The sequence below is a fragment of the Citrobacter sp. Cm038 genome (assembly GCF_030333105.1).
GTDB lineage: Bacteria > Pseudomonadota > Gammaproteobacteria > Enterobacterales > Enterobacteriaceae > Citrobacter > Citrobacter murliniae.
In genome coordinates this window covers 358,757-370,163 of the sequence record NZ_JAOWGO010000016.1, presented here as the reverse complement: position 1 = coordinate 370,163, position 11,407 = coordinate 358,757, and the positions used below count along the sequence as shown (strand labels likewise).

The 11,407-nt window shown below is 50.6% G+C and carries 9 protein-coding genes; 4 read left to right on the top strand and 5 right to left on the bottom strand.

All coding sequences use genetic code 11. From position 1 onward, the window contains the following. The first annotated feature begins 74 nt into the window (after positions 1 to 74). Positions 75 to 407 carry a YegP family protein gene (locus OGY01_RS04010; protein WP_045444759.1) on the top strand — a complete coding sequence of 111 codons (333 nt, stop codon included), beginning with the start codon at positions 75 to 77 and terminating at the stop codon, positions 405 to 407. A 159-nt stretch (positions 408 to 566) separates the two neighbouring features. Further along, positions 567 to 1,928: a prephenate-dependent tRNA uridine(34) hydroxylase TrhP gene (trhP, locus tag OGY01_RS04005; RefSeq protein WP_045444762.1), complete on the top strand. Its 1,362-nt coding sequence runs from the start codon at positions 567 to 569 to the stop codon at positions 1,926 to 1,928. A gap of 249 nt (positions 1,929 to 2,177) precedes the next feature. Here trhP and clpA read toward each other — a convergent pair whose 3' ends face one another. Continuing rightward, positions 2,178 to 4,454 carry an ATP-dependent Clp protease ATP-binding subunit ClpA gene (gene clpA / locus OGY01_RS04000; protein WP_045444765.1) on the bottom strand — a complete coding sequence of 759 codons (2,277 nt, stop codon included), beginning with the start codon at positions 4,452 to 4,454 and terminating at the stop codon, positions 2,178 to 2,180. 30 nt (positions 4,455 to 4,484) lie between these two features. Next, positions 4,485 to 4,805: an ATP-dependent Clp protease adapter ClpS gene (gene clpS / locus OGY01_RS03995; protein WP_003036810.1), complete on the bottom strand. Its 321-nt coding sequence runs from the start codon at positions 4,803 to 4,805 to the stop codon at positions 4,485 to 4,487. Between the two features lie 322 nt (positions 4,806 to 5,127). On the opposite strand from clpS, the gene cspD reads away from it, so the two are divergent. Beyond that, on the top strand, positions 5,128 to 5,352 hold the full coding sequence (cspD, locus tag OGY01_RS03990; RefSeq protein WP_003036813.1) for a cold shock-like protein CspD: 225 nt from the start codon (positions 5,128 to 5,130) through the stop codon (positions 5,350 to 5,352). Positions 5,353 to 5,436: 84 nt separating this feature from the next. On the opposite strand, the gene macB is transcribed toward cspD, so the two are convergent. After that, complete coding sequence (macB, locus tag OGY01_RS03985) at positions 5,437 to 7,383, bottom strand: macrolide ABC transporter ATP-binding protein/permease MacB (RefSeq protein ID WP_286492463.1); 1,947 nt, start codon at positions 7,381 to 7,383, stop codon at positions 5,437 to 5,439. Then, positions 7,380 to 8,495 (bottom strand): macrolide transporter subunit MacA, encoded by a 1,116-nt coding sequence (macA, locus tag OGY01_RS03980; RefSeq protein WP_045444771.1) that lies wholly within the window; start codon positions 8,493 to 8,495, stop codon positions 7,380 to 7,382. Before macA ends, macB begins: the two co-directional genes overlap by 4 nt. A gap of 161 nt (positions 8,496 to 8,656) precedes the next feature. Between macA and OGY01_RS03975 the strand changes: the two genes are divergently transcribed. Further along, complete coding sequence (locus OGY01_RS03975) at positions 8,657 to 9,604, top strand: VirK/YbjX family protein (RefSeq protein WP_286492461.1); 948 nt, start codon at positions 8,657 to 8,659, stop codon at positions 9,602 to 9,604. Here the strand turns inward: OGY01_RS03975 and OGY01_RS03970 are convergent. Then, positions 9,601 to 11,259: an ATP-dependent endonuclease gene (locus tag OGY01_RS03970; RefSeq protein WP_048221084.1), complete on the bottom strand. Its 1,659-nt coding sequence runs from the start codon at positions 11,257 to 11,259 to the stop codon at positions 9,601 to 9,603. The two genes, OGY01_RS03975 and OGY01_RS03970, sit on opposite strands and share 4 nt — an antisense overlap. Positions 11,260 to 11,407: the final 148 nt, after the last annotated feature.

Here is an 11,407-nt window from a genome sequence, read left to right as displayed (position 1 = left end):
TCACCCATACTCTTACTGGCAATACGCTGTCGTTAATAACTGTTTGATATAAAATTTTTAATCAAGGAGTTCATATGGCTGGTTGGTTTGAGTTAAGCAAAAGCAGTGATAATCAGTACCGATTTGTTCTTAAGGCAGGAAATGGAGAAACTATCCTGACCAGTGAGCTTTACGCCACAAAAGGTGCTGCGGAAAAGGGGATCGCTTCGGTCCAGGTAAACAGCCCACTGAGCGAACGTTATGAGAAAAAAACGGCGACAAACGGCAAATTGCATTTCAATCTGAAAGCGGCAAACCATCAGGTTATTGGTACCAGTCAGCTGTATGCAAACGAGCAGTCGCGAGATACCGGAATTGCGTCGGTAAAAACCAATGGCATAAGTCAGACGGTGAAAGATAAAACCTGATTATCACTTCATCAGCCGGGTAACGCCAAACTGTCGCCCGGCGTTTTTCTTTACCTGTCTTCCCCGCAGCGCTACAATGCCCGCCCTTAATATGGGGGCACTCCCCTAACCGCCTCATTGAGTGAGGCGAGTCTGACCTGTCATCAGAACGAGAAAATTATGTTTAAACCGGAACTCCTTTCCCCGGCGGGAACGCTGAAAAATATGCGTTACGCTTTTGCCTATGGCGCGGATGCAGTATATGCGGGCCAGCCGCGTTACTCGCTGCGCGTGCGCAACAACGAATTCAATCACGAAAATTTGCAGCTCGGGATTAATGAAGCCCATGAACTGGGTAAAAAATTCTACGTAGTGGTAAACATTGCCCCACACAACGCCAAGCTGAAAACTTTCATTCGTGACCTGAAACCAGTTGTGGAAATGGGACCGGATGCCTTAATCATGTCCGACCCGGGTCTTATCATGCTGGTACGCGAAAACTTCCCGGATATGGACATTCACCTGTCGGTACAGGCTAACGCTGTAAACTGGGCAACGGTAAAATTCTGGAAGCAGATGGGACTGACCCGCGTGATCCTGTCCCGTGAATTGTCGCTGGAAGAAATTGAAGAGATCCGTAATCAGGTACCGGATATGGAGATTGAGATCTTCGTTCACGGTGCGTTGTGCATGGCTTACTCCGGCCGCTGCCTGCTCTCCGGCTACATCAACAAGCGCGATCCGAATCAGGGCACCTGTACCAATGCCTGCCGCTGGGAATATAACGTGCAGGAAGGTAAAGAAGACGTGGTAGGCAACATCGTACACAAGTATGAGCCTATTCCAGTACAAAACGTCGAACCTACGTTGGGTATTGGTGCGCCGACTGACAAAGTGTTTATGATCGAAGAAGCTCAGCGCCCGGGCGAATATATGACCGCGTTCGAAGACGAACACGGTACTTACATCATGAACTCAAAAGATTTACGCGCCATTGCCCATGTCGAGCGTCTGACCCAAATGGGTGTGCATTCACTGAAAATCGAAGGCCGTACCAAATCCTACTACTACTGTGCTCGTACCGCGCAGGTGTACCGTAAAGCGATTGATGACGCCGCTGCCGGTAAACCTTTCGACACCAGTCTGTTAGAGACGCTGGAAGGTCTGGCGCACCGTGGATATACCGAAGGCTTCCTGCGTCGCCACACACATGACGACTATCAGAATTACGAATATGGTTTTTCTGTTTCCGAGCGCCAGCAATTTGTCGGTGAATTCACTGGCGAGCGCAAAGGTGAGTTGGCGGCAGTACTGGTGAAAAACAAATTCACCGTTGGTGATAGCCTGGAACTGATGACCCCGCAGGGTAATATCAATTTCACCCTCGAGCAGATGGAAAACGCCAAAGGCGAGGCAATGCCGGTCGCTCCAGGGGATGGCTACACTGTGTGGATGCCGGTACCGCAAGATATTGATCTGAACTATGCCTTGTTAATGCGTAATTTTGCCGGGGAATCCACGCGAAATCCGCATACTAAGTAGTTAATTATGGATATTTTTCGGCGTTCGGAAGATTCTTAGAAACCGATCACATACCGTTTCGTTCATTAAGGGTATTATCTGTTTCGCTGAAAAACATAACCCATAAATGCTAGCTGTACCAGGAACCACCTCCTTAGCCTGCGTAATCTCCCTTACGCAGGCTTATTTTTTGCCTCTGCTCCATCCGTTACCCAATTTCAGGCGAAAAAAAACCGGGCATTTACGCCCGGTCTGTTATGAGATAAGAATTTAATGTGCTGCTTCCGGTTTATGCTTTTGCGCACTCTGGAAGCCATACGTCAGCTCATTTTTCTCTTTATCCAGCGCGACTGTCACCTGCCCACCATCCACAAGCGAACCGAACAGCAGTTCGTTTGCCAATGGTTTTTTCAGGTTGTCCTGGACTACACGCGTCATCGGGCGTGCGCCCATAGCGCGGTCATAGCCTTTCTCTGCCAGCCAGTCACGTGCTTCCTGACTCACTTCCAGAGATACACCTTTCTGATCCAGCTGAACCTGAAGTTCGACAATAAATTTATCCACAACCTGGTGAATGACCTCAGTAGAGAGATGATCAAACCAGATAATATTGTCGAGACGGTTACGGAACTCCGGCGTAAATACTTTTTTGATCTCGCCCATCGCATCAGTACTGTTGTCCTGATGAATAAGCCCAATCGATTTACGTTCAGTTTCACGCACCCCGGCGTTCGTGGTCATTACCAGCACCACGTTGCGGAAATCCGCTTTGCGCCCGTTGTTGTCAGTCAGCGTACCGTTATCCATCACCTGCAGCAGCAGGTTAAAGACATCCGGGTGCGCTTTTTCGATTTCATCCAGCAGCAGTACCGCATGCGGATGTTTAATCACCGCATCCGTTAACAAACCGCCCTGGTCAAATCCAACGTACCCCGGAGGCGCACCAATCAGGCGGCTGACGGTATGCCGCTCCATATATTCAGACATATCAAAACGCAGCAGTTCAATACCCAGCGCTTTGGACAGTTGCACCGTGACTTCGGTTTTACCGACGCCAGTCGGACCAGCAAACAAGAACGAACCGACAGGTTTATGCTCGTGACCAAGACCTGCACGACTCATCTTGATCGCTTCAGTCAGTGCCTCAATAGCTTTATCCTGCCCGAACACCAGCATTTTCAGGCGGTTGCCCAGATTTTTCAGCGTATCTCGATCGCTCTGCGAAACACTCTTCTCCGGGATCCGCGCAATGCGAGCCACGACGGACTCAATATCCGCTACGTTGACGGTTTTCTTGCGCTTGCTGACCGGCATCAGTCGCGCACGGGCGCCAGCTTCATCGATCACATCAATCGCTTTATCCGGCAGATGACGATCGTTGATATATTTCACCGCCAGCTCAACCGCTGCACGCACTGCTTTTGCGGTATAACGAACATCGTGGTGCGCTTCATATTTGGGTTTCAAACCGTTAATAATCTGCACGGTCTCTTCCACCGACGGTTCAGTAATATCGATTTTCTGGAAGCGACGCGCTAACGCACGGTCTTTCTCGAAAATATTGCTGAACTCCTGATAGGTGGTCGAACCGATCACGCGGATCTTACCGCTGGACAGCAGCGGTTTGATCAGATTTGCGGCGTCAACCTGGCCGCCAGATGCAGCCCCTGCACCTATAATGGTGTGGATCTCATCGATAAACAGAATACTGTTGGTATCCTGTTCCAGCTGTTTCAGCAGAGCTTTAAACCGTTTTTCAAAATCACCACGGTATTTGGTTCCCGCCAGCAGCGACCCAATATCCAGCGAGTAAAGCGTGCAGTCTGCCATGACTTCCGGCACGTCACCCTGGACAATACGCCAGGCGAGGCCTTCAGCAATCGCGGTTTTCCCGACGCCAGACTCACCCACCAGCAGCGGGTTGTTTTTACGGCGGCGGCACAGTACCTGAATGGCTCGCTCCAGCTCTTTTTCCCGGCCAATGAGCGGATCAATACCGCCCACGCGAGCAAGCTGGTTAAGGTTAGTGGTGAAGTTCTCCATACGGTCCTCCCCGCCAGCTTGTTCTTCGCTATTTGGCTGATTACCTGAATCAGAAGACTGACTCGGTTCGTCTTTGCGCGTGCCATGAGAAATAAAATTCACCACGTCCAGGCGACTGACTTCATGCTTACGCAGCAGATACGCCGCCTGAGATTCCTGCTCGCTGAAGATGGCAACCAGCACATTTGCGCCAGTGACTTCATTACGCCCGGAGGACTGAACATGAAAGACAGCACGTTGCAGTACACGCTGAAAACTCAGCGTCGGTTGCGTGTCGCGCTCTTCTTCGCTGGCAGGCAATACGGGTGTGGTTTGTTCAATGAAGGCTTCGAGTTCCTGACGGAGCGCCACCAGATCCACAGAACACGCTTCCAGCGCTTCGCGGGCCGATGGGTTACTGAGCAATGCCAGTAACAAGTGCTCGACGGTCATAAACTCATGTCGGTGCTCGCGCGCTCTGGCGAAAGCCATGTTTAAACTGAGTTCCAGTTCTTGATTGAGCATAGGCACCTCCCCCAATATTTATGCCTGCATTCAGGCTTTTTCCAGCGTACACAGCAACGGATGCTCGTTCTCCCTCGCATATTTGTTCACCATCGCAACTTTGGTCTCAGCCACTTCCGCGGTAAATACGCCGCAGATAGCTTTACCTTGATAGTGAACAGCAAGCATCAGTTGCGTTGCACGTTCTACATCATAAGAAAAGAATTTTTGTAACACGTCAATAACAAACTCCATCGGAGTGTAATCATCATTGACTAATATCACTTTATACATAGATGGCGGTTTTAGCGCGTCGCGCAATTTGTCTTCCGCCAGCAGGTCGAAATCCAACCAATCGTTCGTCTTACCCATTGTCAGTCGTCATCTTCAGTTACGGTTACCGGCAGAATAACTTGCCGCTGACAAGAGCCTATGCGCACAATCAATCTACCTCAAGTATTAGATAATTATCATCTATCAGTGTCATTCGCGACATCTGTCACAGAACCGACAATAGCGTTAACTGCTTCAAATTTTGATGCATTTTTACCCTATTCCACTAGCCTGACGCTTGACGCCCCGCCTGATTTCTCTAAATTGTAGTCTCGAGAGTTGGCGAGGTTTTGAACAGCCCCCACTCCGCCACCGGTTCATTCCATCTTACTTATATAAGATTTACGAAGGATGTCGAAGCATGGAAACGGGTACTGTTAAGTGGTTCAACAATGCCAAAGGGTTTGGTTTCATCTGCCCTGAAGGCGGTGGCGAAGATATCTTCGCCCATTACTCCACCATTCAGATGGATGGTTACAGAACGCTAAAAGCCGGACAGTCTGTCCAGTTTGATGTCCACCAGGGGCCAAAAGGCAATCACGCCAGCGTCATCGTGCCTGTCATTGAAGCAGAAGCTGTCGCATAGCTCTTCTGTCTCATTGTGTACATCCCGCAGACAAAATGCCAGCCCCGGAGGCTGGCATTTTTATTTCTTATGCAATACAACACGTTATTCACGCGCCAAAGCATCGACGGGATCAAGGCGCGCCGCATTACGCGCAGGCAGCCAGCCAAACAAAACGCCGGTCGCCGTTGAGCACAGGAAAGCCGTCAGCAGGGCAAAAGGAGAGAATCCAATTTCCCATCCAGGCAGAAAAAGTTGCAACGTAAAAGCGATTAGCATCGACAGGCTAATACCTAACGCCCCACCGACCAGACACACCAGCACTGCTTCAATTAAGAACTGCTGCAGCACATCACTGGCACGCGCACCAACCGCCATACGAATGCCAATTTCACGCGTTCGTTCAGTCACGGAAACCAGCATAATGTTCATCACACCTATTCCGCCGACCACCAGGGAAATCACCGCAACCAGAGTCAGGAACAACTGTAAAGTACGTGTGGTTTTTTCGGCGGTTTTCAAGACGCCGTCCATGTTCCAGGTGAAGAAATCTTTTTTACCATGGCGCAACGACAACAGTCGGGTCAGTTGCTGCTCCGCCTGCGCGCTGTCGAAACCATCCTTAACACGCACGGTAATAGAGTTCAGCCACGATTGCCCCATGATCCGCCCGGACATGGTGCTGTAAGGCAACCAGACCCGCAGGATCTTGCTGCTGCCAAACATCGACTGCTTCTCTTCGGCGACCCCAATCACGGTGGCAGGCATATTTCCCACCAGGATAACTTCTCCCACCACCTGCGCTTTGTTGGGGAAGAGTTGGCGTCGGGTATTGCTGTCAAGCACCACCACCTGTGCCCGACCATTTAACTGTTCTGCGTTAAAAGTGTTCCCTTCGCTAAACGTCATGCCATAAACGTTAAAGTAATCTCCACTAACGCCGTTCGCGCTGGCCGCCACGTCGATATTTCCATAACGCAGACGCAAATTCTTCGACACCGCAGGCGTAACGGAACTCACCCAGGGCTGCTTCTGAATAGCGACTAAGTCGTCATATTTCAGCGCCTGCTGATACTGTGGGTCATCATCACCGAAATCTTTGCCGGGGTAGATATCAATGGTGTTCGTCCCGATAGCGCGAATATCAGCCAGCACCAGCTGTTTTGCTGCGTCACCAACAACCACAATAGAGACCACAGAAGCAATACCAATGATAATGCCAAGCATGGTCAGCAGTGTACGCATCTTATTGGCGGCCATTGCCAGCCACGCCATGGTAAGCGCCTCACGAAAGCCGCTGGCAAACTGACGCCAACCGGAGGCCGTCGTCACCGTCGGTTCAGCAATACCGCGCCCTGCAGAGGTTTTCTGTGACGGTGGATTACGCACGATTTCGCCATCACGAATTTCAATCACTCGCTCGGCCTGTGCGGCTACCTGCGGGTCGTGAGTTACGATAATCACCGTATGTCCACGATCGCGCAGCTGATGCAGAATAGCCATCACCTCTTCGCCAGAATGGCTGTCCAGCGCCCCGGTCGGTTCATCGGCCAGAATCACCTGTCCGCCATTCATCAGCGCACGCGCAATACTGACGCGCTGCTGCTGCCCACCGGAAAGCTGGGAAGGTTGATAGTCGACCCTGTCACCCAGTCCCAGTCGCTGGAGCAACTCCTGCGCTCGTGCCAACCGCTGCTTACGCTCGGTTCCGGCGTAGACCGCGGGTACCTCAACGTTTTGCGCTGCCGTTAAATGCGAGAGTAAATGATACCGCTGGAAGATGAAGCCGAAATGCTCACGCCGTAGTTGCGCTAACGCGTCGCTGTCCAGGGTGGAAACATCGCGCCCGGCAACCTGATACGTCCCGTTGGTAGGCTTGTCCAGACATCCCAGAATGTTCATCAGCGTCGATTTGCCCGAGCCAGAAGCCCCGACAATCGCCACCATTTCGCCGGCCTGGATGCTCAAGGAGACGTTCTTTAACACCTCGACCTGCCCTTCTCCTGACGGGTAACTGCGGCAGATATTGCTCAGCTCAAGCAATGCCGTCATTGCGCCGCTCCAGGTTTCGCCTCACCGATGATGACTTCATCCCCTTCTTCCAGCCCTTTTACAATCTCTACATCGGTGTCATTACGTGCGCCGATAGAGACCTCACGCTCCCGGGTCTCGCCGTTGCGCAACAGTCTGACGTTATAACGGTTGTTGCCAATAGGATCGCCAAGGGCCGCTAACGGGATTGTCAGCACATTTTTCACATCCGTTAGCTGAATATGAACCTGCGCGGTCATATCCAGACGCAGGATCCCTTTCGGGTTAGGCACTTCGAAGCGGGCGTAATAGAAAATAGCGTCATTCACTTTCTCTGGCGTTGGCAACACATCTTTGAGTGTACCTTCATAGCGCGTCTGCGGATCGCCCAGCACAGTAAACCAGGCCTTTTGCCCCGGATGCAGATGAATAACATCCGCCTCGGACACCTGCGCTTTTACCAGCATGGTGCTCATATCTGCCAGAGTCAGAATGTTTGGTGCCTGCTGTGCAGCAATCACGGTTTGCCCCTGCAGGGTGGTAATTTGGGTTACCTCACCGGCCATAGGAGCCACGATGCGGGTGTAATCGAGGTTAGTCTTTGCCGTATCAAGCGAGGCCTGATTACGCTTAATTTGTGCATCAATGGTGCCAATTTGCGCCTGTTTAACCGCCATTTCGGTAGCAGCAGTGTCGAGATCCTGCTGAGAAACAGCCTGTGTTTTCGCCAACTGTTGCTGACGAGAAAGCGTTACCCGCGCCAGTTTCCATTCGGCTTCTGCCTGCAAACGCTGAGCGCGTAATTCCATGAGCGTCGCCTCAACCTCTTTGATCTGGTTTTGCGCCTGTTCAGGATCAATAACACCAAGCAGTTGATCTTTTTTTACTTTATCGCCAATCGCTACTGACAACGTTTTCAGCTGCCCGCTCACCTGCGCACCTACGTCAACTTTGCGTAACGCATCCAGTTTCCCGGTTGCCAGTACGCTTTGCTGGAGATCGCCAGGTCGAACAATTAACGTCTGATACTGAGGTAATGGAGCATTTAGTGTTCTCCAAAGTGCAATCATCACCACAATAATAATGATGGCGATGAGAAAATACCGTTTTTTAATTTTTCCCTTGAGCTTCATAAAAATCCCAGTTTCCCCCAATACGTCCACCAGAGTGGAGTGATAAACATCAACGATAAATTAACAGGCGTTGAAAAGTTCAAAGAATAACAGAGTTATTGATGAATCGTTAAGATCCACCGTGCTGAAATTAGTACCAGCGTATCAATTGGATTGTTATTATGAGCCAGCTAACTGAAAGCACTTTTCATTCTGCAAAACCAGCAACTGGTTTTGGCCTTTTTTGCAACCTGACTACCGGTCATTGGCGACCCGGTAATTGTTGGGAAAAGCGAAGTTTTCGCCGTAAGTTTATGTGGCGCTCATTGCTGATACCACGACTGACTCGAGAATGGATGACTGAACTGGCACAGTGGCCAGACCTTGATAATTTACTCTCCCGCCAGCCGCGCTTGCCGGTGCGTTTACATCGCCCGTATCTTGCTAAAAATTTCGACCTGAAAATGCGTTTAGACGCGGTGCGCTTTCATTACCATGTTATCCGTAACGCATTTTTGCCCGCGGAGTTTAGCGCATTTTTAAGCAATGATGGATTGCAACTGGCGAAAATTGAAGGCAAAGACGGTGAAATATTCACTGTCGACATGATGATGTTCACTGCACTGGATAAAGAAGGGGAAAGTACAATTCTCATGCGTAATAGCGCCAGGGACATCCTGATTAAAATGACGTTCACACTGTGTAAGTACAATAAGAAAAGTACGCTCTTTATTGGCGGCGTACAGGGTAATGCTCAACTGCCGCACGAAGAAATTCAAAAAGCGACCAAATCATGCCATGGAATTTTTCCTAAGCGTATTGTAATGGAGGCTATTTGCCGCTTTGCGGAACAGCTTAATATCGAACAAGTTCTGGCTGTCAGTAATGAGCAACATATTTTTCGCAGCCCACGTTACCATGATAAAAACAAGGTTATTCTTTCTGACTATAATGCCTTTTGGGAGTCGGTAGGTGGAGAATGCGACAGCCACGGGTATTATCATATTCCACGCACGTTGGCTCGAAAAAACGAGGCAGATATTGCCAGTAAAAAACGCGCGGAATATCGCCGCCGCTATCAGTTACTGGACAATATACACGCTCAGTTATCGCTGATGTTCCGCCACTAATCAGCCCGCCCGCGCGCCAACCACAGCACGCGCGAAAACATTTTCCTGAGCAGGGTTGGTACGGCTTCAACGCCGCGTCGCCCTGCTTCCATCGCCACTTCAATCGCCAGATCCGGTTTTGACGAACGATGGATCGCTTTCGATATAATCTTGCGCATATTCATTGGTACATTTTCCGGAATTTGTGCCACCCGATGAAAGACGTCAGAGAATCCCTGTCGGTACATAAAGTGTTCCATATCCAGCGCAGGCAGTATGGTTAAATGCTCGCGTTCTTCTTCCCGATCGTTATTCAGCAAGCTGCGTACGGTAGCGGCGTACTTTTTGCCCGCTTCATCTCCATCGACCAACACATGCCACTCTATCCCCATACGCCGGGCAAACTTAACCAGCGGTTTAAGGCCTGACTGGGCGAACTCAATGACTTTAATGCCTTCGGCATCAAAGTGATGTCCGCACTGACGAGCCAGTTCGTTAATAACCCAGGTTTCCGTTTCCCCCTCCACCAGCAGCCAGCAGCGGGCAAACAACGACGACGCCCGATTAAAGCGAATATGAAACGCAATACGCCGTCCGTCTTCCGCACTCAAACCACCCGGCCCCAGCCGCCAGGCGGCAACGCGGGAGGATTCACGCACCAGACGGACAACATGCTCAACGGGCGTGAGAGACAACAATTCTCCGGAGTTGGTGGTCGCCACACGCTGCAGAGGAAGTAGATTCAGCAACTGCCAGGCGACAGAGAGCATAATAGGATGCAACCGTGTTTCTGGATCTTCTACCAGCAACAAAGGACGGGCATCTTTATCCAGTCTAAGTGTGCCTTTAGCCTGTAACAGGGTCGAAAAAAGCCCCAAAAGGATCACGCGGTGCGTACGTCCTCCTGGCTTATCAATCATGCGGTTAATAATGTCCAGATAACGCCAGCTACGTTGTTCGTTATTGGATCGCCGACGCATCAGACGATAACGTGACTGACTAGATCCCTGCTCAGAAAAATAGTGCTCCAGCAGTTGAACCATGGCTGAAAGCCCCTGGCGAATCTGTCCATCCGTCAAATTTTGTGGACGGTTAGCGAGTTCGCGCGCCAGAAAATCCAGTTGACGGGCGGTGACTTCAACATCGGCCATATCTGGCACCGTACCGTTGCGGATCCGCCGCATAAAACGCGCATCACGCAGACGTAGAACCGGCATCAGGCGGACGAGATGGCGGGCCTGGTCGTTAATATCGTCGATGGGTAAAGGATGGCCTGCGCCATCAAGGAAGCTGCGCAGCGTCAGGACACTACCATCATCCGCACACTCTCCTTCCAGCCGATAGAAAATACGGTGATAGTTATCCGAACATGGGGACCAGCATGCTTCCAGCGGACGGTACCGACGTACCCGATGGCGGCCCGGTTGAGATTCGCGAAACGTCAGAATAATGTGCAAATGATGTTCCCGCCCCTGGACATCACCCGGTGGGAACCAAAAGTCTTCGCGATCAAAATGGTATAAATCCGACTCAGGTGACAACAACAGGGTTAATGCATCCAGCAGGCTGGATTTACCCCACGCGTTCTCCCCAATCAGCACGTTGTTTTGCTCCAGCACCAACGACAGCCGATTAATACCACGAAACCCAACAATCTCAACGCGTTCGAGAATCATATAGCCTCCGGAAATGCTAACTTTTTCCTTCAAGTTATCAGGAGTATAACGGCAAGCAGGCACTCAGGACACCCGATATCACCCAAACCGAAACCGGGGGAACTAAAAAACATAAGAATATTCTTCTTAAAATTTACAATGAATATTA